This window comes from Acinetobacter colistiniresistens, from assembly GCF_024582815.1.
In the GTDB taxonomy this organism is placed as follows: domain Bacteria; phylum Pseudomonadota; class Gammaproteobacteria; order Pseudomonadales; family Moraxellaceae; genus Acinetobacter.
In genome coordinates this window covers 1,162,455-1,180,791 of sequence record NZ_CP102099.1, presented here as the reverse complement: position 1 = coordinate 1,180,791, position 18,337 = coordinate 1,162,455, and the positions used below count along the sequence as shown (strand labels likewise).

General features: G+C 43.2%; 31 protein-coding genes and 1 pseudogene. 1 reads left to right on the top strand and 31 read right to left on the bottom strand.

Annotated elements, in window-relative coordinates; all coding sequences use genetic code 11:
* Positions 1 to 16 precede the first annotated feature (16 nt).
* The 31 genes and pseudogenes from NQU59_RS05710 to NQU59_RS05560 all read right to left on the bottom strand — a co-directional run bounded on the left by NQU59_RS05710 (position 17) and on the right by NQU59_RS05560 (position 16,960).
* A complete protein-coding gene (locus NQU59_RS05710; RefSeq protein ID WP_005238570.1) occupies positions 17 to 1,507 on the bottom strand; it encodes a flavin-containing monooxygenase in 1,491 nt (496 codons plus the stop codon).
* A 254-nt stretch (positions 1,508 to 1,761) separates the two neighbouring features.
* Positions 1,762 to 2,259 carry a GNAT family N-acetyltransferase gene (locus tag NQU59_RS05705; RefSeq protein ID WP_257065295.1) on the bottom strand — a complete coding sequence of 166 codons (498 nt, stop codon included), beginning with the start codon at positions 2,257 to 2,259 and terminating at the stop codon, positions 1,762 to 1,764.
* 195 nt (positions 2,260 to 2,454) lie between these two features.
* Positions 2,455 to 2,820 carry a 50S ribosomal protein L17 gene (gene rplQ, locus NQU59_RS05700; protein ID WP_004641032.1) on the bottom strand — a complete coding sequence of 122 codons (366 nt, stop codon included), beginning with the start codon at positions 2,818 to 2,820 and terminating at the stop codon, positions 2,455 to 2,457.
* Between the two features lie 18 nt (positions 2,821 to 2,838).
* A complete protein-coding gene (locus NQU59_RS05695) occupies positions 2,839 to 3,846 on the bottom strand; it encodes a DNA-directed RNA polymerase subunit alpha (RefSeq protein WP_004657700.1) in 1,008 nt (335 codons plus the stop codon).
* A gap of 18 nt (positions 3,847 to 3,864) precedes the next feature.
* Positions 3,865 to 4,491, bottom strand: a complete 627-nt coding sequence (rpsD, locus tag NQU59_RS05690) for a 30S ribosomal protein S4 (protein ID WP_005238565.1) — start codon at positions 4,489 to 4,491, stop codon at positions 3,865 to 3,867.
* A gap of 12 nt (positions 4,492 to 4,503) precedes the next feature.
* On the bottom strand, positions 4,504 to 4,890 hold the full coding sequence (gene rpsK, locus NQU59_RS05685) for a 30S ribosomal protein S11 (RefSeq protein ID WP_004281491.1): 387 nt from the start codon (positions 4,888 to 4,890) through the stop codon (positions 4,504 to 4,506).
* A gap of 19 nt (positions 4,891 to 4,909) precedes the next feature.
* A complete protein-coding gene (rpsM, locus tag NQU59_RS05680) occupies positions 4,910 to 5,266 on the bottom strand; it encodes a 30S ribosomal protein S13 (RefSeq protein ID WP_004657696.1) in 357 nt (118 codons plus the stop codon).
* A 107-nt stretch (positions 5,267 to 5,373) separates the two neighbouring features.
* Positions 5,374 to 5,490 carry a 50S ribosomal protein L36 gene (gene rpmJ / locus NQU59_RS05675; protein ID WP_000867907.1) on the bottom strand — a complete coding sequence of 39 codons (117 nt, stop codon included), beginning with the start codon at positions 5,488 to 5,490 and terminating at the stop codon, positions 5,374 to 5,376.
* 21 nt (positions 5,491 to 5,511) lie between these two features.
* Complete coding sequence (gene secY, locus NQU59_RS05670) at positions 5,512 to 6,831, bottom strand: preprotein translocase subunit SecY (RefSeq protein ID WP_171067087.1); 1,320 nt, start codon at positions 6,829 to 6,831, stop codon at positions 5,512 to 5,514.
* A gap of 45 nt (positions 6,832 to 6,876) precedes the next feature.
* On the bottom strand, positions 6,877 to 7,317 hold the full coding sequence (gene rplO / locus NQU59_RS05665; RefSeq protein ID WP_005238561.1) for a 50S ribosomal protein L15: 441 nt from the start codon (positions 7,315 to 7,317) through the stop codon (positions 6,877 to 6,879).
* 3 nt (positions 7,318 to 7,320) lie between these two features.
* Positions 7,321 to 7,497, bottom strand: a complete 177-nt coding sequence (gene rpmD, locus NQU59_RS05660; protein ID WP_000849088.1) for a 50S ribosomal protein L30 — start codon at positions 7,495 to 7,497, stop codon at positions 7,321 to 7,323.
* Between the two features lie 6 nt (positions 7,498 to 7,503).
* Complete coding sequence (rpsE, locus tag NQU59_RS05655; protein WP_004657688.1) at positions 7,504 to 8,001, bottom strand: 30S ribosomal protein S5; 498 nt, start codon at positions 7,999 to 8,001, stop codon at positions 7,504 to 7,506.
* Between the two features lie 2 nt (positions 8,002 to 8,003).
* A complete protein-coding gene (rplR, locus tag NQU59_RS05650; protein WP_005147119.1) occupies positions 8,004 to 8,354 on the bottom strand; it encodes a 50S ribosomal protein L18 in 351 nt (116 codons plus the stop codon).
* A 14-nt stretch (positions 8,355 to 8,368) separates the two neighbouring features.
* On the bottom strand, positions 8,369 to 8,902 hold the full coding sequence (gene rplF, locus NQU59_RS05645; protein WP_005238560.1) for a 50S ribosomal protein L6: 534 nt from the start codon (positions 8,900 to 8,902) through the stop codon (positions 8,369 to 8,371).
* A gap of 13 nt (positions 8,903 to 8,915) precedes the next feature.
* On the bottom strand, positions 8,916 to 9,311 hold the full coding sequence (gene rpsH, locus NQU59_RS05640) for a 30S ribosomal protein S8 (RefSeq protein ID WP_004775883.1): 396 nt from the start codon (positions 9,309 to 9,311) through the stop codon (positions 8,916 to 8,918).
* An 11-nt stretch (positions 9,312 to 9,322) separates the two neighbouring features.
* Entirely contained in the window at positions 9,323 to 9,628 is a 306-nt protein-coding gene (gene rpsN / locus NQU59_RS05635) for a 30S ribosomal protein S14 (protein WP_004641050.1), read from the bottom strand.
* Between the two features lie 9 nt (positions 9,629 to 9,637).
* Entirely contained in the window at positions 9,638 to 10,174 is a 537-nt protein-coding gene (gene rplE, locus NQU59_RS05630; RefSeq protein WP_004657683.1) for a 50S ribosomal protein L5, read from the bottom strand.
* A gap of 15 nt (positions 10,175 to 10,189) precedes the next feature.
* Positions 10,190 to 10,507, bottom strand: coding sequence for a 50S ribosomal protein L24 (gene rplX, locus NQU59_RS05625; protein ID WP_004641054.1), 318 nt, complete (start codon positions 10,505 to 10,507; stop codon positions 10,190 to 10,192).
* A gap of 9 nt (positions 10,508 to 10,516) precedes the next feature.
* Positions 10,517 to 10,885 (bottom strand): 50S ribosomal protein L14, encoded by a 369-nt coding sequence (gene rplN, locus NQU59_RS05620; protein ID WP_004657680.1) that lies wholly within the window; start codon positions 10,883 to 10,885, stop codon positions 10,517 to 10,519.
* Positions 10,886 to 10,977: 92 nt separating this feature from the next.
* On the bottom strand, positions 10,978 to 11,235 hold the full coding sequence (gene rpsQ / locus NQU59_RS05615) for a 30S ribosomal protein S17 (protein ID WP_004657679.1): 258 nt from the start codon (positions 11,233 to 11,235) through the stop codon (positions 10,978 to 10,980).
* On the bottom strand, positions 11,232 to 11,429 hold the full coding sequence (gene rpmC / locus NQU59_RS05610; RefSeq protein WP_000849927.1) for a 50S ribosomal protein L29: 198 nt from the start codon (positions 11,427 to 11,429) through the stop codon (positions 11,232 to 11,234). Before rpmC ends, rpsQ begins: the two co-directional genes overlap by 4 nt.
* Positions 11,429 to 11,842, bottom strand: a complete 414-nt coding sequence (rplP, locus tag NQU59_RS05605) for a 50S ribosomal protein L16 (RefSeq protein WP_004657678.1) — start codon at positions 11,840 to 11,842, stop codon at positions 11,429 to 11,431. The genes rpmC and rplP overlap by 1 nt, the downstream gene beginning before the upstream one ends.
* A pseudogene (rpsC, locus tag NQU59_RS05600) lies at positions 11,782 to 12,598 on the bottom strand (30S ribosomal protein S3). The gene rplP and the pseudogene rpsC overlap by 61 nt, the downstream one beginning before the upstream one ends.
* Before the next feature lies 1 nt (position 12,599).
* Positions 12,600 to 12,929 carry a 50S ribosomal protein L22 gene (gene rplV, locus NQU59_RS05595; RefSeq protein ID WP_005238559.1) on the bottom strand — a complete coding sequence of 110 codons (330 nt, stop codon included), beginning with the start codon at positions 12,927 to 12,929 and terminating at the stop codon, positions 12,600 to 12,602.
* 11 nt (positions 12,930 to 12,940) lie between these two features.
* Positions 12,941 to 13,216, bottom strand: a complete 276-nt coding sequence (rpsS, locus tag NQU59_RS05590) for a 30S ribosomal protein S19 (RefSeq protein ID WP_004775885.1) — start codon at positions 13,214 to 13,216, stop codon at positions 12,941 to 12,943.
* A gap of 13 nt (positions 13,217 to 13,229) precedes the next feature.
* Positions 13,230 to 14,054, bottom strand: a complete 825-nt coding sequence (gene rplB, locus NQU59_RS05585; RefSeq protein WP_004657675.1) for a 50S ribosomal protein L2 — start codon at positions 14,052 to 14,054, stop codon at positions 13,230 to 13,232.
* An 11-nt stretch (positions 14,055 to 14,065) separates the two neighbouring features.
* Complete coding sequence (gene rplW / locus NQU59_RS05580; protein ID WP_004641070.1) at positions 14,066 to 14,386, bottom strand: 50S ribosomal protein L23; 321 nt, start codon at positions 14,384 to 14,386, stop codon at positions 14,066 to 14,068.
* Positions 14,383 to 14,985: a 50S ribosomal protein L4 gene (rplD, locus tag NQU59_RS05575; RefSeq protein WP_004804113.1), complete on the bottom strand. Its 603-nt coding sequence runs from the start codon at positions 14,983 to 14,985 to the stop codon at positions 14,383 to 14,385. The genes rplW and rplD overlap by 4 nt, the downstream gene beginning before the upstream one ends.
* A gap of 11 nt (positions 14,986 to 14,996) precedes the next feature.
* Complete coding sequence (gene rplC / locus NQU59_RS05570; protein ID WP_004657674.1) at positions 14,997 to 15,635, bottom strand: 50S ribosomal protein L3; 639 nt, start codon at positions 15,633 to 15,635, stop codon at positions 14,997 to 14,999.
* Positions 15,636 to 15,693: 58 nt separating this feature from the next.
* Positions 15,694 to 16,005 (bottom strand): 30S ribosomal protein S10, encoded by a 312-nt coding sequence (gene rpsJ, locus NQU59_RS05565; protein ID WP_000070912.1) that lies wholly within the window; start codon positions 16,003 to 16,005, stop codon positions 15,694 to 15,696.
* 226 nt (positions 16,006 to 16,231) lie between these two features.
* On the bottom strand, positions 16,232 to 16,960 hold the full coding sequence (locus NQU59_RS05560; RefSeq protein ID WP_005238558.1) for a type 1 glutamine amidotransferase: 729 nt from the start codon (positions 16,958 to 16,960) through the stop codon (positions 16,232 to 16,234).
* A 167-nt stretch (positions 16,961 to 17,127) separates the two neighbouring features.
* Between NQU59_RS05560 and NQU59_RS05555 the strand changes: the two genes are divergently transcribed.
* On the top strand, positions 17,128 to 18,321 hold the full coding sequence (locus NQU59_RS05555) for a PLP-dependent transferase (RefSeq protein ID WP_257065294.1): 1,194 nt from the start codon (positions 17,128 to 17,130) through the stop codon (positions 18,319 to 18,321).
* Positions 18,322 to 18,337 lie beyond the last annotated feature (16 nt).

The following is an 18,337-nucleotide window of genomic DNA, read 5'->3' as shown; positions in this document are numbered from 1 at the left end:
GAACGAAATAAATGAGTTATGACACTAACTTTGGTTTACGCTCAACTTGCTCACCACGTTTATGGAAGTGTAAGACTTCATCACTGAATGATGCATCTTTCAATTCTTTACGGTCGGCTAGATAGTTATTGGTAATTTTCCACGGTGCCTTTTTCCCTTGCTTCGGCATCACATTGGCCGCACGTGCGATATAGCCCGAAGACATTTTGCCCATAATTGTATCGTGTTCACGTAATGCCGGATCAGCATGAGCAATCACTTCGTCATAGCCATTTTTATCCATGTGATTCAGCAAGCGACAGATATAATCCGCTGCAATATCAACTTTCAATGTCCAAGAAGCATTGATATAGCCAATAATCATTGCCATATTGGGTATATCACTGACCATCACACCTTGATAGAGCATGTGTTGAGAGGTGTCCATTGGCTTGCCATCAATCGTACCTTTTATCCCACCCAAAATCTGAATTTCCAAGCCTGTTGCAGAAATAATGATATCGGCCTCTAGGTGTTTCCCCGATTTTAACTGGATGCCATTGGTAGTGAATTTTTCAATTTGATCTGTTTCAACATCAGCATGGCCTTCACGTAATGCCTTGAATAAATCACCATCTGGTACGACACAAAGACGCTGATCCCATGGATTATAGCTCGGGGTAAAGTGTTTCATATCCACCTTACCTTTCAACTGCAATTCAATGCCTTTTAACAGTAAGCGACGAACAGTTTTCGGATATTTCTGTGCCAGGGCATAGATACCTCGTTGCATACCGATATTACGTGCACGGGTAAATTTATACGCGGTTTCTTCAGACATAAATTTACGGGTTTTTTCATAAATAAAGTCAATTGAAGGAATCGTGGCAATATACGAAGGCGAACGCTGTAACATGGTGACATGTCCTGCCCCACCTTTCACCATTGAAGGAACAAGGGTAATTGCAGTAGCACCACTCCCAATGATCACCACTTTCTTACCTGTGTAATCTAAATTCTCAGGCCAGTGTTGTGGATGAATCAATTGACCTTTGAAATCTTCTTGTTTCGGGAATTTCGGTGCATAGCCTTGATCATAGTTATAATAACCGGTACAGCCCATCACAAAATTTGCTGACCAGATTTGCTTTTTCTTATTGCTGTCTTCGATTTCAACCGACCATTTTTTCTTGCTTGAATCGTAGTTTGCAGACAATACACGATGGCCAAAATGAATTTTCTCTTTTAACTGATTTTCGCTGATCACATCGCTTAAATAACCCTTGATCTCCGCACCACTGGCCAAGACTTTGTCTTTTGCCCATGGTTTAAAATTAAAACCAAAGGTTGACATATCCGAGTCAGAGCGAATCCCAGGGTAACGGAATAAATCCCAAGTTCCACCAAAGCTATCACGACGTTCCAAGATTTCGAATTTACGTTGTGGGCAGTTCTTAGACAGATGCACAGCTAACCCGATCCCAGAGATACCTGCACCAATAATTAATACATCGACTTGCTTTTCCATTTTTTTTATACCCTGTATAAACCATGACTTTATTAAAGCACAAATTTGACAATACGCAATGTCAAGTTTGGTCATTCATCGGTTTTTTCATATCACTTCGGGACATTTTAAAGAAATTGATGGGTAAAAAATCCTGAGTTTTTTGATCGGATCTCTTTAAACAAAGAGATGAATGAAAGGGTGAAATTTGTAGCGATGGACAAGTTAGCAATTTGAAAGAATAGATCCAAAAACTCATCAGCTGCAAATAAATGCTAGCGCAAGAAAAGCTTCATTAACAGTTCATCTGTATATTCTGCCTTATTTTTCAATGCCTTTGATTCTACACCATAAACTTGAAAGCCTCGTTTCTGATAGAAATCAATGGCTGGCTGATTATCATCGGCAACACTCAGTAAAATTTGTTCGACATCGTCTTTGCTATATTCAATGACAGCATCCAGTAATTGACTGGCGATCCCTTGTCTTTGAAATTCTGGTTCAATAAATACGCTGGATAAATAGGCTTTATGACAAAGCTTTACCCCAAGCTCTCGTGTCAAAGCTGCTAAACCGATAATACTATTGTGGTGATAAACACCAAAGGTAGTTGAATTTGATAAGCAGCTTTCAAAAAACGTCAATGGTTTCAGCACTTCTACGGCATAAGTAGAACCAAACATTTCTGGGGTGTTCACTAAAGCGGAGAGTCTAATCGCCCTAAAATCATTGAGCTCATTCACAGTTAGAATTTTAATTTCAACATCGAACATATTTATCTATATTTAATTTTTTATAGTGACACGGCTTAATTTAGCACATCGGCCTGATCTACGAATGACAATTGATCAGCAAATTATGATTTAAAAGTTTTCTATTTCAAATGCTGATGAAAACCAGACAATAAAAAAGACCGGTTATTACACCGGTCTTTTTTGGAACAACTGACTGTTCTACACGTAGAAGTATTATTTTACTTCACGGTCAACGAGTTCAACGTAAGCCATCGGTGCAGCATCACCTGCACGGAAGCCCGCTTTAAGAACACGAAGATAACCGCCGTTACGTTCTTTGTAACGAGGGCCAAGAACGGTAAATAATTTACCAACAGTTGCTGCAGAACGAGTACGAGCAAACGCTAAACGACGGTTTGCTACTGTATCGTTTTTAGCTAAAGTGATTAAAGGCTCAGCAACGCGGCGAAGTTCTTTCGCTTTAGGCAAAGTTGTTTTAATTAACTCGTGCTCTACTAAAGCATTTGTTAAATTTTGGAACAACGCCTTACGATGGCTGCTTGTACGGCCTAATTTCACACCACTATTACGATGACGCATGGTGATAGTCCTACTTAATTAACGGCTACGATAGGCAAAACGGTCATCCATACGGAGACTAGCGGGTGGCCAGTTCTCTAAACGCATGCCGAGTTGTAAACCTTTCGATGCCAAAACATCTTTGATCTCTGTTAACGATTTTTTACCTAGGTTAGGAGTTTTTAACAACTCAACTTCAGTACGTTGAACAAGATCACCAATGTAGTAAATATTTTCTGCCTTCAAACAGTTAGCAGAACGAACAGTAAGCTCGAGATCATCTACTGGACGAAGCAAGATCGGGTCAACTTCTTCGCGAGGTTCTTGAGCAACAGGCGTTTGATCTTTCTGAAGATCAACAAAAATTGCAATTTGTTGTTGCAAGATTGTTGCCGCTTTGCGGATTGCTTCTTCTGGATCAACAGTTCCATTAGTCTCAAGATCGATCACTAACTTATCAAGATCGGTACGTTGTTCAACACGAGCATTTTCTACTGTGTATGAAACACGCTTGATTGGGCTATAAGAAGCATCTAACTGTAAACGACCTACTGGACGTGTTTCACCTTCAGGGAAACGTGAGTCAGATGTTTCATAACCACGACCTTGAGCAACTTTCAGGCGCATTTTTAATGAACCTGTAGAACTCAAAGTACCGATTAAATGATCAGGGTTAACCACTTCAACATTATGAGGTAAACGAAGGTCAGCTGCAGTTACATCACCTGCCCCTTGTTTCTCTAATGTTAAATATGCTTCATTTTGATCGAACAGCTTAATAGACAATCCTTTTAGGTTCAGCAAGAGCTCGACGATGTCCTGCTGCAAGCCTTCTAAAGTACTGTACTCGTGCTCGACACCTTCTATTTCCACTTCAACCACAGCAGCGCCAGGTAAAGAAGACAATAGAATGCGACGTAAAGCATTACCTAGAGTATGACCAAAGCCACGCTCTAAAGGTTCCAGAATCACTTTTGCCGAGGTCCCGCTCACCGCTTCGACCTTGATCGCTTGCGGAGTTAGAAACTCGTTTGCAGTACGCGTCATTTATTGCTACCTCAAGGATTATTTAGAATACAATTCTACAATCAAGCTTTCGTTGATTTCAGCAGGTAAATCAGAACGATCTGGCGCAGCTTTGAATGTACCTTCTAACTTAGAATGGTCAACTTCCATCCAAGCAGGGATACCACGTTGAGCAGCTAATTCAATTGCGTTTTTAATACGTAATTGTTGTTTAGCGCCTTCATGTACTGCAATTACATCACCAGCTTTAACTTGGATAGATGCAATGTTAACACGACGACCATTCAAAGTGATGCTACGGTGAGATACTAACTGACGAGCTTCTGCACGTGTAGAACCAAAACCCATGCGATAAACAACGTTATCAAGACGGCTTTCAAGCAATTTCAACAAGTTTTCACCTGTTGCGCCTTTCACACGAGCAGCTTCTTTGTAGTAGTTACTAAATTGACGCTCTAACACACCGTACATACGACGTACTTTTTGTTTTTCACGTAATTGTAGTGAGTACTCTGATTGTTTGCTACCACGAGCCCCGCCATGTTGGCCAGGAGCTTTAGCATGTTTTTTAGTCTTAACGTCAAACGGTTTAACGCCAGATTTTAATTGCAGGTCTGTCCCTTCGCGGCGAGAGAGTTTGCATTTTGGACCAATATAACGAGCCATGAATGTTTCTCCTTACACGCGACGTTTTTTAGGTGGACGGCAACCGTTGTGCGGAATTGGAGTCACATCGGTAATGCTGTTAATTTTATAACCCACTGCACCTAATGCACGAACCGCAGATTCACGACCAGGACCAGGACCTTTTACAAGGACGTCCAAGTTTTTCAAACCGTAATCTAAAGCAGCTTTACCAGCAACTTCAGCAGCTACCTGAGCAGCAAACGGAGTTGATTTACGTGATCCACGGAAGCCTTGTCCACCTGAGGTAGCCCAAGCCAATGCATTACCTTGACGATCGGTAATCGTAACAATGGTGTTATTAAAAGAAGCGTGAATGTGTGCGACACCTTCAGAGACGGTACGAGTGACCTTCTTGCGTGCGCGAGTATCTTTAGCCATCTTTTAGCTTCCAGAAATCTTATTTCTTAATAGGTTTGCGCGGACCTTTACGGGTACGTGCGTTAGTTTTGGTGCGTTGTCCGCGAACAGGCAAGCTGCGACGATGACGAAGACCGCGGTAGCAGCCTAAATCCATTAAACGTTTAATGTTCATGGAAATTTCGCGACGTAAATCACCTTCGGTCGGAACCTTAGCAACTTCTGCACGAATCGCATCAAGCTGAGCATCATCTAATTCACGGATCTTTGTAGTTTCAGTGATACCTACAGCAGCCAAGATGTTCTTAGCAGTGTGGCGACCTACACCAAAAATATACGTGAGAGAGATAACAGCATGCTTGTTATCCGGAATGTTTACACCGGCAATACGAGCCATTCAATTTTCTCCAAAAAGGCAGTCAAGATAATCAACCGCCCCACAAAAATCTTGAGGGGCGGATAATAACCTAATTAGCCTACTGAAATCAACAGGTCTTAATTAAATTAACCTTGACGCTGCTTATGACGAGGTTCTGCGCTACAAATTACGCGAATAACCCCATTACGACGGATAACTTTACAGCTACCACAAATTTTCTTTACAGAAGCTTGTACTTTCATGATGAAACCTTCTAAGTGCGCTTATCCCTTAGGATGAGCAGTCGTTTTTCTCATTAACGTTTGATTATCATATTGATGCGAAGTAAGGTGCGCTTGGAGTTGCGCCATAAAGTCCATTACCACTACCACTACAATCAGTAACGATGTCCCACCCAAATGGAATGGAATACCGAACGAGCTTTGTAGCACCATAGGCATTAAACACACTACGGTAATGTAGATTGCACCAATGAAGGTCAAACGGTTAAGAATATGATCTAAATAACGAGCCGTTTGCTCACCTGGGCGGATACCAGGCACATATGCCCCGCTACGCTTTAAATTCTCTGATACTTCTTTCGGGCTAAATACTAGCGCAGTATAGAAATAACAGAAGAAGATAATTAATGCGCCAAAGAGCATTAGATACAACGGCTGTCCAGGCGATAACACCAATGCCAGATCTTGTAGACTACGTTTTACAATCCCTGCATTTGGATCAGCACTTCCTAACCATTGCCCCAAGCTCGCTGGAAATAATAACAATGAGCTTGCAAAAATCGCTGGAATTACACCTGCCATATTAATTTTTAATGGCAAATGTGTCTGCTGTGCAGTAAATACACGACGACCTTGTTGCTTTTGTGCGTAATTCACTGGAATACGACGTTGTGCTTTTTCAATAAACACGATCGCAGCTAAAACGGCTAATGAGAGTAAGCCGAATACCACTAATCCAATTAAACTACCCTGACCATTTTGAACAGACGTAAACGACTGAATCACAAGATTCGGCAAACCTGCCACAATACCTGCGAAAATGATCATCGAGATACCATTACCAACACCACGTTCGGTAATTTGCTCGCCCAACCACATCAAGAACATTGTTCCCGCAACTAACGAAGTTACTGCTGGAACATAGAATGCCAAACCTGATGTTAAGGTAATACCTTGACTAATCAAGCCAGCACACATCCCTACACCTTGCACCAGTGCAAGAAATAAGGTGCCATAACGTGTGTATTGATTGATTTTACGTTTGCCTTGCTCGCCTTCTTTTTTCAAAGCTTCCAGCGAAGGGACTACCGTAGACATTAACTGCACGATAATCGATGCAGAAATATACGGCATGATTCCCAACGCTAGAATCGACATGCGTTCTAATGCACCGCCAGAGAACATATTAAATAAACCTAAGAAGGTACCTTCATTAGCTTTAAAGAAATGCGCTAGCGCTACATTATCAATCCCCGGCAACGGAATATGCGCTCCTAGTCGAAAGACCAACAACGCGCCAATCAAGAACATTAATCGACGAATAATTTCACGGTATTTCACATGAAATGGTTGGCCTTTCATCATGTTGACATGACCTGAAGAACTAGGAGTCATAGACACTCGAGATTACTCCTCGACTTTACCGCCAGCAGCTTCAACAGCAGCTTTAGCGCCTTTAGTCAACACAACACCTTGAACAGTGAATGCGCGAGTGATTTCACCAGAAAGAACGATGCGAGCACGAATTTGGTCACGACGAACAACATTCGCAGCTTTTAAAGTTTCAAGGCTAACAACATCACCTTCAACTTTATTCAGCTCAGACAAACGTACTTCAGCAGTTTTCAAAGCGATTTGGCTAGTGAAGCCGAATTTTGGTAAACGACGATATAACGCTGTTTGACCGCCTTCAAAGCCTGGACGAGTACCACCACTTTTACGTGAATTTTGACCTTTGACACCACGGCCACCAGTCTTACCAACGCCAGAACCAATACCACGGCCTAAACGACGGTTATCACGCTTAGCACCTTCTGCAGGTGCAAGTTCATTTAAACGCAGAGTCATGGCTTATTCCTCTACACTAACCATATAGTAAACTTTGTTGATCATACCACGGTTAGAAGGCGTATCTTGCACTTCTACAGTATGACCAATACGACGCAGACCTAAACCTTGAAGGCAAAGTTTATGATTTTTTAAACGATGCGAAGAAGATTTAGTCTGGGTAACTTTAATCGTTTTCATGATTGATTACCCTTGAATTTGTTCTACTGAAAGACCACGTTTCGCAGCGACTTTCTCAGGAGAAGTCATATCACGCAAACCTTTGAAAGTTGCGTTTACTACGTTAGCAGCATTTGTAGAACCATAACATTTAGCAAGTACGTTATGTACACCTGCAGCTTCAAGAACAGCACGCATAGCGCCACCAGCAATTACGCCAGTACCTTCTGAAGCAGGTTGCATGTATACACGGCTTGCGCCATGACGAGCATTCACAGGGTGTTGTAAAGTCGTACCCGCGAGGTCTACAGTAATCATGTTACGACGAGCAGCTTCAAGTGCTTTAGAAATAGCAGCTGGAACTTCACGTGCTTTACCACGACCAAAACCTACACGACCATTACCATCGCCCACAACAGTTAATGCTGTGAAAGAGAAGATACGACCACCTTTAACAACCTTGGCTACACGATCAACGGCAACCAGCTTTTCAACGAGACCTTCGTTTTGTTCAACTTTCGCCATGATTAGAACTCCAAGCCGCCTTCACGAGCAGCATCAGCCAAGGCTTTGATACGACCATGATATTTAAAACCAGAACGGTCAAATGCAACTTTGGTAACACCAGCTGCTTTAGCACGTTCTGCGATCAAAGCACCAACTTTTGTAGCTGCATCTACATTACCTGTAGAACCGCTACGCAAAGATGCATCTAAAGTTGAAGCTTGCGCTAAAACTTTTCCACCATCTGCTGAAATAACTTGCGCATAGATGTGACGCGGCGTGCGGTTTACACACAAACGAGTCGCACCCAATGCACGAATGTGCAAGCGTGTGCTTTTCGCACGACGCAAACGGGTTTGTTTCTTTTCGTTCATAAGAACCTCGCGCCTTATTTCTTCTTAGCTTCTTTACGAAGAATAACTTCATCCGAATAACGAACACCTTTACCTTTATATGGTTCAGGAGCACGATATGCACGGATTTCCGCTGCCACTTGACCTAACATCTGCTTGTTTGCTGATTTCAAAATGATTTCAGTCGCAGTTGGAGTTTCCGCTGTTACCCCTTCAGGTAAAGCGTAGTCAATCGGGTGTGAGTAACCAAGGTTAAGGTTTACAACAGTACCTTTAACCGCAGCTTTATAACCAACACCAACAAGCTGTAACTTACGTTCGAAGCCTTCGCTAACACCTTTTACAAGGTTGTTCAATACAGCGCGAGCAGTACCAGCTTGCATCCAAGCGTCTTTCGACTCTTTAGCCGGAGCAAGTTGAAGTTTACCTTCTTCCTGTTTTAGCTCGACCAGCGCATGCAGGTTGAAAGACAATGTACCTTTGCTGCCTTTCACTTCGACCTGCCGGCCGTTCTGAGTAACTGTTACACCATTAGGTACAGTTACTGGGGCTTTAGCCACACGAGACATGAGGAATCACCTATTAAGAAACAAAAGCAATAACTTCACCACCGATGCCCGCAGCACGTGCAGCGCGATCAGTCATGATGCCTTTGCTTGTAGAAACAATTGCAATACCTAAACCTTGCTTAACGCTAGGAATTTTATCTTTACCGCGGTATTGGCGAAGACCTGGACGGCTTACGCGCTTAACGGTTTCGATAACTGGTTTGCCTTCGAAATATTTTAAAGTAATTGTCAGCGTAGCTTTTGTCTCTTCTTGAGCAACTGCTACATCTGAAATATAACCTTCTTGTTGAAGTACGTTTGCAATTGCAACTTTCAACTTAGAAGAAGGCATAGAAACAGTTTGTTTCTTTGCCATTTGTGCGTTACGAACACGTGTTAGCATGTCGGCAACGGTATCTTGCATACTCATTTAGTCGCTCCTTACCAGCTTGCCTTAACAACGCCTGGTACATCACCCTGCATTACTGTGTCACGTAATTTGTTACGGCTTAAACCGAACTTACGGAAGTAACCATGAGGACGACCAGTTAAACCACAACGGTTACGAAGACGTACTGGAGATGCGTTACGCGGCAGTGCCTGTAACTTTAATGTCGCTTCGAAACGTTCTTCGTCACTTGCATTTACATTTGCAATCGTTGCTTTTAATTCAGCACGTTTTGCAGCGTATTTAGCAACTGTCTTTTCGCGTTTCAATTCGCGATTAATCATACCTTTCTTAGCCATATCGACCTCTTATTTGAACGGGAAGCCGAATGCACGCATAAGCGCACGGCCTTCGTCATCGCTACGAGCAGTTGTCGTAATAGTGATGTCTAAACCACGGATACGATCAATCTTGTCAAAATCGATTTCAGGGAAAACGATTTGCTCTTTTAAACCCATAGAGTAGTTACCACGACCATCAAATGATTTCGCAGAGAAACCACGGAAGTCACGGATACGAGGGATTGCGATCGAGATCAAACGATCCAAGAATTCGTACATTTGGTCGCCGCGTAAAGTAACTTTACAACCGATCGGCCAACCGTCACGGATTTTGAAACCAGCGATTGATTTACGCGCAAGCGTCACAACTGGTTTTTGACCAGCAATGAGTTGCATATCAGCAACAGCGCCATCTAATAATTTCTTATCAGTTGCAGCTGCGCCTACACCCATGTTAAGGGTGATTTTCGTGATGCGAGGAATATCCATCACGTTCTTAACGCTAAGTTCTTCTTGTAACTTCGCTTTAAGTTCGTCGTTGTAACGTGCTTTAAGTCTGGCCATTGCCTTTTCAACCTATTACTTCGCTACCGCCACTGATTCACCATTTGATTTATAAACACGAGTTTTCGCGCCATCAATCACTTGGTAACCAATACGGTCAGCCTTTTGGGTTGTAGCATTAAAAATTGCCACGTTTGAAATATGAAGCGTAGCCTCTTGAGTAACGATGCCGCCTTCAGCGCCAGTTACACGGTTTGGCTTTTGATGCTTCTTCACTAAGTTAAGACCTTCGACCTTAACTCGATCTTCAGAAACAGACAAAACAACACCTTGTTTGCCTTTTTCTTTACCTGCGATCACAATTACTTGATCGCCTTTTTTAATCTTAGCCATGATTGCCTCTTATAGAACTTCAGGAGCCAATGAAATGATTTTCATGAACTGTTCAGTACGAAGTTCACGAGTCACTGGTCCGAAGATACGAGTAGCAATCGGAGCTTTGTTGTTGTTCAAAATAACAGCTGCGTTATCGTCGAAACGAATAACTGAACCGTCTGGACGACGGATGCCGAATTTTGTACGAACAACTACAGCATTCATCACGTCACCTTTTTTAACACGTGCGCGTGGGATTGCTTCTTTTACAGTAACTTTAATAATATCGCCAACTGAAGCATAACGACGGTGTGAACCACCAAGTACTTTAATACATTGTACGCGGCGTGCACCACTGTTGTCTGCTACGTCGAGCATACTTTCGGTTTGAATCATTGCCCTACTCCAAAACCGAGCATCACCGGTCGCAATTTCGAAAGGCTCAAAGAGTACTCGAAATTGTCCGATGATGCAACAAGAACGTCTAATTACTCAGCAGCAGCTTCAACTACTTCCACTAAAGTCCAAGCTTTAGTTTTAGAAATTGGGCGGCTTTCTTTGATGGTTACCAAGTCGCCTAATTTAGCAACATTGTTTTCATCATGAGCGTGTAATTTAGTTGAACGGCGGATTGATTTGCCATACAACGGGTGTTGAACGCGGCGTTCAATAAGCACAACAATAGACTTGTCCATTTTGTCGCTTACGACTTTGCCGGTTAACGTGCGGACTGTTTTTTCACTCATTGTCCGTTCCCCTGTTTTTCGGTAAGGAGTGTCTTGATACGAGCAATTGTCTTACGAGCAATTTGCACTTCATGCGATTTGCCTAGTTGACCAGTTGCTTTCGCCATACGAAGACGGAATTGGTTAAGCTGTTGCTCATCAAGCAAAGCTTTCAACTCTTCTACCGACTTTTCACGTAGATCTTTAGTTTTCATTACATCACCGTCCGAGTCACGATAGTGGTTTTAAACGGGAGTTTAGCAGCAGCTAAAGCAAAAGCTTCACGCGCTAACTCATCGCTAACACCTTCAATTTCGTACAGGATCTTACCTGGCTGGATCTGACAAACCCAGTATTCCACGCTACCCTTACCTTTACCCATACGAACTTCTAATGGCTTTTCGGTAATTGGTTTGTCTGGGAATACGCGGATGAAGATTTTACCACCACGTTTGATACGACGGCTAATGGTACGACGTGCAGCTTCAATCTGACGCGCAGTCATACGACCACGTTCAGTTGCTTTAATTGCAATCGAACCAAATGATACTGTACTACCACGATGCGCTAGACCAGTGTTACGGCCTTTGTGCACTTTACGGAATTTGGTACGTTTAGGTTGCAACATGGATTATTCTCCCTTGTCAGCAGCACGGTCACCGCGACGACCACGACGCTCTTGACCTTCACCACGACCACGACCGCGTTTAGCTGGACGCTCTTCAGCAGGAGCAGGGTTCATGACTTGTTTCATGCCACCTAAGATCTCGCCACGGAAAATCCAAACTTTAACACCGATCGTACCGTATGTTGTTTCTGCACGCATAGTAGCATAGTCGATGTCAGCACGAAGTGTATGCAAAGGTACACGACCTTCACGATACCATTCAGTACGAGCAATCTCTGCACCACCTAAACGGCCAGAAACTTCAACTTTGATACCTTTAGCGCCAGCACGCATCGTGTTTTGAACCGCACGCTTCATAGCACGACGGAACATAACACGCTTTTCTAATTGAGAAGCAATCGCTTCAGCAACTAAACGTGCGTCCAAGTCAGGGCGATCAATTTCATTGATGCTAACTTGAGCTGGAACACCCATAATGTTGGTGAGTTCGCGCTGTAATTTCTCAATATCTTCGCCTTTTTTACCGATAACGATACCAGGACGAGCAGTGCTAATTGTTACTTTAGCAGCGCCAGTAGGGCGTTCGATAAGAATGTTGCTGATCATCGCGTTTTTAAGTTTTTTGATTAAAAACTCACGAACTTGAAGATCTTTAAGCAAGTATTCAGCGTATTGTTTCGGATTCGCATACCAGTTAGCGTTATGGCGTTTCACAACACCTAGGCGGATACCGATTGGATGAACCTTCTGACCCATATCAAACCCCTACCTTAACGGTGATGTGACAAGTACGCTTAGTAATACGATCTGCACGGCCTTTAGCGCGTGGCATGATACGTTTAAGGCTCATGCCTTCATCAACGTAAATCGTACTTACTTTAAGGTCATCAACATCTAAGCTGTTGTTGTGTTCAGCATTCGCGATTGCAGATTCAAGTGCTTTTTTAACGAGCACAGCTGCTTTCTTGTTGCTGAAGTTTAAAATGTCTAGCGCTCGCGCAACCGACTTACCACGGATCAAATCAGCAACTAAACGTGCTTTTTGTGCCGAGATAGCGGCACCGCGTAATTTAGCAGTAACTTCCATCATAGCACCTATTAACGTTTAGACTTCTTATCAACACCGTGACCACGATAGGTACGAGTTGGCGCGAATTCACCCAATTTATGACCAACCATGTGTTCAGTAACAATTACTGGAACGTGGTTACGGCCATTGTGAACAGAAATTGTTAAACCAACAAAGTCTGGAAGGATCATTGAACGACGTGACCAAGTTTTGATCGGCTTACGGTTGTTAGCAGCTACAGCAGCTTCAACCTTAGCGAACAAATGCGCGTCGACGAATGGACCTTTTTTTAATGAACGAGGCATTATTCAGATTCCCTTACTTGACGCGACGGTCGCGAATAATCATCTTAGTCGTACGCTTATTGGTACGTGTCTTGTACCCTTTAGCTTTTTGACCCCATGGGCTTACAGGTTGAATACCTTTGCTACGCCCTTCACCACCACCATGCGGGTGATCTACTGGGTTCATCGCCATACCACGAACGGTAGGACGAACACCACGCCAGCGCGCAGCACCAGCTTTACCCAATGAACGAAGGTTGCTTTCTTGGTTAGAAACTTCACCAATAACAGCGCGACATTCAACATGGACTTTACGCATTTCACCAGAACGTAAACGAACGATAGCGTAAGAACCATCACGACCCAATAACTGAACTGAAGTACCAGCAGAACGTGCTAATTGAGCACCTTTACCGATTTTAAGTTCAAGGTTATGAAGGGTAGAACCGATTGGCATGTTGCGAAGTGGCAAGCAGTTACCTGGACGAATTGGAGCATCGTTACCAGATTGAACTTTATCACCAGCACGTAAGCCTTTAGGTGCAATGATGTAACGACGTTCACCGTCAGCATATTTCAATAAAGCAATATGAGCTGTACGGTTAGGATCGTATTCGATGCGCTCTACAGTCGCTGGAATACCATCTTTGTTACGTTTAAAGTCAACAATACGGTAGTTTTGCTTATGACCACCACCCACGTGACGTGTAGTGATGTGACCATTGTTATTACGACCACCAGTACGTTTTTTAGCTTCTACCAACGGTGCATAAGGCGCGCCTTTGTGAAGATGGTCATGAACCACTTTCTCTACAAAGCGACGTCCTGGAGACGTTGGCTTACATTTTTGAATTGGCATAATTCTCGTCCTTATTCCGCTGCGTTTTCAGCGGTATCGCCCAAGTCAGCCATTTCTACATCTTGGCCAGCTTTCAGGGTGACGTATGCTTTTTTCACATCAGAACGGCGTCCTAATGTTTTACCAAAGCGTTTTGTTTTACCTTTAGTGATCGTTGTATTGATTTTTACAACTTCAACACCGAAGAGTTGCTCAACTGCTTTTTTGATTTCAAGTTTGTTTGCATTTAATGCAACTTTGAACACCTGAACACCAGCAGTATCACCTAAAACTTGTGCTTTTTCTGAGAATACTGGTCCTAATAGGACTTGATAGATACGTTCGTTGTTCATCCGAGTTCTACCTCAATTTTCTTAGCAGCAGCTACAGACATTACAACTTTATCAAATGCGATCAAGCTAACAGGATCAATAGCAGTAGCATCAACCACATCAACGTGTGGAAGGTTGCGAGCTGCGAGATACAAGTTCTCATCTACAGCATCTGTAATGATCAATGCGCGAGTTGCATTCAAGTCTGTAAGTTTTGCAAGCAAGTCTTTAGTTTTTGGAGCTGCAACAGCAAACTCTTCAACTAATACAAGACGATCTTGGCGAACAAGTTCAGCTAAGATACATTGCATTGCACCGCGATACATCTTACGGTTTACTTTTTGAGACCAATCTTGTGGGCGAGCAGCAAAAGTTTTACCACCACCTACCCAGATCGGGCTACGAATAGAACCCGCACGAGCGCGACCAGTACCTTTTTGACGGAATGGCTTTTTACCACCGCCAGAAACATCTGCACGTGATTTGTGAGCACGAGTACCTTGACGACCACCAGCTAAGTAAGCTGTAACAACTTGGTGTACAAGAGCTTCGTTAAATTCACGTCCGAAAGCAACTTCAGACAATTCAACAGCAGAGCCGGAAACAGTTTTTAAATTCACAGTATTTCCCCTCAGGCCTTGATGGTAGGACGTACAATAACGTCACCGCCAGTTGAACCAGGAATAGCACCCTTAACAACTAAAACAGAACGTTCAGCGTCAATAGATACGATTTCAAGACCTTGAACTGTTACGCGTTCGTCACCTAAGTGACCAGCCATTTTCTTGCCTTTGAACACGCGACCAGGTGTCTGGTTTTGACCTGTAGAACCTAATACACGGTGAGATACAGAGTTACCATGAGTAGCATCTTGCGTACGGAAATTCCAACGCTTAACACCACCTTGGAAACCTTTACCTTTTGATTGACCAGTTACGTCAACAATTTGACCAACTGTGAACAAATCAACACCGATAGAAGCACCCACTTCACGGCCTTCAAGCTCAGCTTCAGTAACACGGAACTCTTTAACTAAACGACCAGCAGCAACACCCGCTTTCGCGAAGTGACCTTTCTGAGCGTTAGTTACGCGCGATTCGCGACGTTCACCAGTAGTTACTTGAATTGCTTGATAACCATCAGTTTCAAGTGTTTTGATTTGCGTAATGCGGTTTGGATCGACTTCGATAACTGTAACAGGTACAGATACACCAGCATCTGTAAAGACGCGAGTCATACCACATTTGCGACCGACTAAACCAATAGCCATGTGCATAAACCTCTAATAAAGCGGCCTAATTAACTTAAAAGTTAATCAACCGAAAGCCTTAACCCAAAGCGATCTGAACATCTACACCAGCAGCAAGATCTAACTTCATCAATGCATCAACAGTTTTATCTGTTGGTTGAACGATGTCGATCAAACGTTTATAAGTGCGGATTTCATACTGGTCACGAGCGTCTTTGTTGACGTGTGGTGAAGTAAGAACGTTGAAGCGTTCGATGCGAGTAGGCATCGGGATTGGACCACACACTTGTGCGCCAGTACGCTTAGCGGTTTCTACGATCTCTTGAGCAGATTGATCAATCAGACGATGATCAAAAGACTTCAAACGGATACGAATTCTCTGGTTAGACATACCAGTAAACTCCAAGCCAAATATATAAAGAATCACCCATGACGCACCTCACCTTTTGGTAAGTGTCAAGGGCAGTGAAAATCACTATGGTCGTGATCGATGCCACGACTGTAATGCGTTGACTACTTTCTTCGTAGTGAACGCCCTCCATTTGAGGGTCGCCCATTATAACGATTGTTTAAGTCTTATGCAATTCCTCTTTTCATTTTTTAAGCATTTTCTCCGTTCAAGCACTCACGACATAATCAATTGCCTGATTCAACAAACGATTGCCTTGCTCAAATTTATTTTTCAAAGTTCTTTTTAATTCAGACATCGGCTGCACATATGCGCCATTAAAAACAGCCATCTCTTCTTCATTTTCAATTAACAAGGCCAATGCATGGGGCGTCATTTCCGGATGAAACTGAAATCCCAATACATTCCGTCCAATTTGATACATTTGATTGCGGCATACTTTATTCTCCGCCAGACGAATTCCACCTTTCGGGATTTCAAAGGTCTCACTATGCCATTGTAAAATATTCAACCGTTCCGGAATCTGAAAATAGTCGTCTGGTACGTGTGAAGCACGTCCAACATCCATCCAGCCCAATTCCTGATGAGGGTTACGACCCACTGCCGCTCCCAACGCATTTGCGATCAACTGCGCACCCAAACACAGGCCAATCGCAGGTTTGCCTGCTGCCAAATATCGGCGCAGCCATCTCTTTTCCAATCTCAACCAAGGATAATTTACCTCATCATTCACACTCATGGTTCCCCCCATAATAATCAGTAGATCAACCTCATCTACACGTGGCAGGGCTTCCAGTTCCAATGGCAAATCAACGGGTAAGGCAAAAAATTCAGTTGCGGTAATTTTTGCTTGATGTGCTTTCAAATAGTCATAACAACTGCCAAAACCTTCGCCAGCAATGTGCTGAAAATAATGTACTCTTAAATGCGACTTCATGCGCTAAAACCTATTATCGTTAGAATGATGATTAGTCTTAGCAAAAATAAAGCCAGTTTTTAACGATTGCTTTAATCTGTAACGATTCAGCACAAAAGCAGCAAAGTACTAGTCGCCTGTCCAATTTTCTCTTAACCTAACTCATTATCTTGACTTGATTCTGCCCTATGACAACACACAATAAAGTACAAACCCAGTTGATTCATGCACCTAGACAAGCTCCTCAATACATTGAAACCATTCAACCTCCCCTATTTCGTGCATCGACGATTATTTTTAAAAGCACAGCGCACCTTTTTGATCGTCATTGGACTGATGCTTATGACTATAGTTATGGTACCCATGGCACACCAACCACCTTTACTTTAGGGGACAATATTGCCCAAATTGAAGGCGGGCGTTATTGCCTGCTTGCACCGAGTGGTTTATCCGCGATTAATCTCGTGAATAGTGCAATTTTAAATTCGGGTGATGAGGTCTGGGTGGCAGACAACATCTATGGCCCCAATCTGGAACATTTAAACAACTTGCAAGACCGTTATGGCATCACGGTTAAAATATACAACCCTGTTGACGCTGACAGTTTTCAACCGACCGAAAAAGCCAAACTGATCTGGCTCGAAGCAGCAGGATCGGTCACACTCGAATTTCCCGATTTAAAAAACTTGGTAAAAAAAGCCCAACAAGCCAAGGTGCTCACCGCACTGGACAATACCTGGGGCGCTGGGCTGGCATTTAATGCCTTTGATTTTTCAGATGAGCATCTGTCCGTAGACATCACCGTGCATGCACTGACCAAATACCCAAGTGGCGGGGGGGATATCCTGATGGGCTCAGTCGTGACCCGTAACCAAGCACTCCATCACAGACTGTTTCGCATGCATGCGATTCAAGGCATTGCAATTTCAGGGGATGATGCTGCACAGATTCAGCGCAGTCTGGCACATATGTCTTTACGTTATGAGCAACAAGCTCAGAATGCGCAGCTCCTGCTTGATTGGCTCAAGCAACAACCTCAGTTCAGTCAGGTTTTACATCCGAGTTCACCAGATGCAGCAGGCCATTCATTCTGGAGCGAGATTTGTACCACAGGCAAAAGTGCAGGTTTGGTCAGTGTCATTTTCAAAGCTGAATATGATCTTGCTGCAATTCGAAAATTCTGTGACAACTTAAGACTCTTTAAACTTGGGTTTAGTTGGGGCGGCCCCGTTAGTCTAGTCATGCTGTATGACCTCAAACAGATACGCACATTAGAGAATACACATTTACAACAAGGTTTATTGGTTCGCTTCTGTATAGGACTAGAACATCCAGAAGATTTAATTCAAGATATCCAAAACGCACTAAAACAGCTCGAATGAAATTAGAAACAGGTGA

Excerpts from the sequence above, each read along its gene's own strand:
- NQU59_RS05710 (WP_005238570.1), bottom strand. The coding sequence starts at position 1,507 with ATGGAAAAGCAAGTCGATGTATTAATTATTGGTGCAGGTATCTCTGGG.
- NQU59_RS05705 (WP_257065295.1), bottom strand. The coding sequence starts at position 2,259 with ATGTTCGATGTTGAAATTAAAATTCTAACTGTGAATGAGCTCAATGAT.
- rplQ (WP_004641032.1), bottom strand. The coding sequence starts at position 2,820 with ATGCGTCATCGTAATAGTGGTGTGAAATTAGGCCGTACAAGCAGCCAT.
- NQU59_RS05695 (WP_004657700.1), bottom strand. The coding sequence starts at position 3,846 with ATGACGCGTACTGCAAACGAGTTTCTAACTCCGCAAGCGATCAAGGTC.
- rpsD (WP_005238565.1), bottom strand. The coding sequence starts at position 4,491 with ATGGCTCGTTATATTGGTCCAAAATGCAAACTCTCTCGCCGCGAAGGG.
- rpsK (WP_004281491.1), bottom strand. The coding sequence starts at position 4,890 with ATGGCTAAAGATACTCGCGCACGCAAGAAGGTCACTCGTACCGTCTCT.
- rpsM (WP_004657696.1), bottom strand. The coding sequence starts at position 5,266 with ATGGCTCGTATTGCCGGTGTAAACATTCCGGATAACAAGCATGCTGTT.
- rpmJ (WP_000867907.1), bottom strand. The coding sequence starts at position 5,490 with ATGAAAGTACAAGCTTCTGTAAAGAAAATTTGTGGTAGCTGTAAAGTT.
- secY (WP_171067087.1), bottom strand. The coding sequence starts at position 6,831 with ATGAAAGGCCAACCATTTCATGTGAAATACCGTGAAATTATTCGTCGA.
- rplO (WP_005238561.1), bottom strand. The coding sequence starts at position 7,317 with ATGACTCTGCGTTTAAATGAACTTGCACCTGCAGAAGGTGCTAAGCGT.
- rpmD (WP_000849088.1), bottom strand. The coding sequence starts at position 7,497 with ATGAAAACGATTAAAGTTACCCAGACTAAATCTTCTTCGCATCGTTTA.
- rpsE (WP_004657688.1), bottom strand. The coding sequence starts at position 8,001 with ATGGCGAAAGTTGAACAAAACGAAGGTCTCGTTGAAAAGCTGGTTGCC.
- rplR (WP_005147119.1), bottom strand. The coding sequence starts at position 8,354 with ATGAACGAAAAGAAACAAACCCGTTTGCGTCGTGCGAAAAGCACACGC.
- rplF (WP_005238560.1), bottom strand. The coding sequence starts at position 8,902 with ATGTCTCGTGTGGCTAAAGCCCCAGTAACTGTACCTAATGGTGTAACA.
- rpsH (WP_004775883.1), bottom strand. The coding sequence starts at position 9,311 with ATGAGTATGCAAGATACCGTTGCCGACATGCTAACACGTGTTCGTAAC.
- rpsN (WP_004641050.1), bottom strand. The coding sequence starts at position 9,628 with ATGGCTAAGAAAGGTATGATTAATCGCGAATTGAAACGCGAAAAGACA.
- rplE (WP_004657683.1), bottom strand. The coding sequence starts at position 10,174 with ATGGCCAGACTTAAAGCACGTTACAACGACGAACTTAAAGCGAAGTTA.
- rplX (WP_004641054.1), bottom strand. The coding sequence starts at position 10,507 with ATGGCTAAGATTAAAAAAGGCGATCAAGTAATTGTGATCGCAGGTAAA.
- rplN (WP_004657680.1), bottom strand. The coding sequence starts at position 10,885 with ATGATTCAAACCGAAAGTATGCTCGACGTAGCAGACAACAGTGGTGCA.
- rpsQ (WP_004657679.1), bottom strand. The coding sequence starts at position 11,235 with ATGAGTGAAAAAACAGTCCGCACGTTAACCGGCAAAGTCGTAAGCGAC.
- rpmC (WP_000849927.1), bottom strand. The coding sequence starts at position 11,429 with ATGAAAACTAAAGATCTACGTGAAAAGTCGGTAGAAGAGTTGAAAGCT.
- rplP (WP_004657678.1), bottom strand. The coding sequence starts at position 11,842 with ATGTTGCAACCTAAACGTACCAAATTCCGTAAAGTGCACAAAGGCCGT.
- rplV (WP_005238559.1), bottom strand. The coding sequence starts at position 12,929 with ATGGAAGTTACTGCTAAATTACGCGGTGCCGCTATCTCGGCACAAAAA.
- rpsS (WP_004775885.1), bottom strand. The coding sequence starts at position 13,216 with ATGCCTCGTTCATTAAAAAAAGGTCCATTCGTCGACGCGCATTTGTTC.
- rplB (WP_004657675.1), bottom strand. The coding sequence starts at position 14,054 with ATGCCAATTCAAAAATGTAAGCCAACGTCTCCAGGACGTCGCTTTGTA.
- rplW (WP_004641070.1), bottom strand. The coding sequence starts at position 14,386 with ATGAACAACGAACGTATCTATCAAGTCCTATTAGGACCAGTATTCTCA.
- rplC (WP_004657674.1), bottom strand. The coding sequence starts at position 15,635 with ATGGCTATTGGTTTAGTCGGTCGCAAATGTGGTATGACTCGCGTCTTT.
- rpsJ (WP_000070912.1), bottom strand. The coding sequence starts at position 16,005 with ATGTCTAACCAGAGAATTCGTATCCGTTTGAAGTCTTTTGATCATCGT.
- NQU59_RS05560 (WP_005238558.1), bottom strand. The coding sequence starts at position 16,960 with ATGAAGTCGCATTTAAGAGTACATTATTTTCAGCACATTGCTGGCGAA.
- NQU59_RS05555 (WP_257065294.1), top strand. The coding sequence starts at position 17,128 with ATGACAACACACAATAAAGTACAAACCCAGTTGATTCATGCACCTAGA.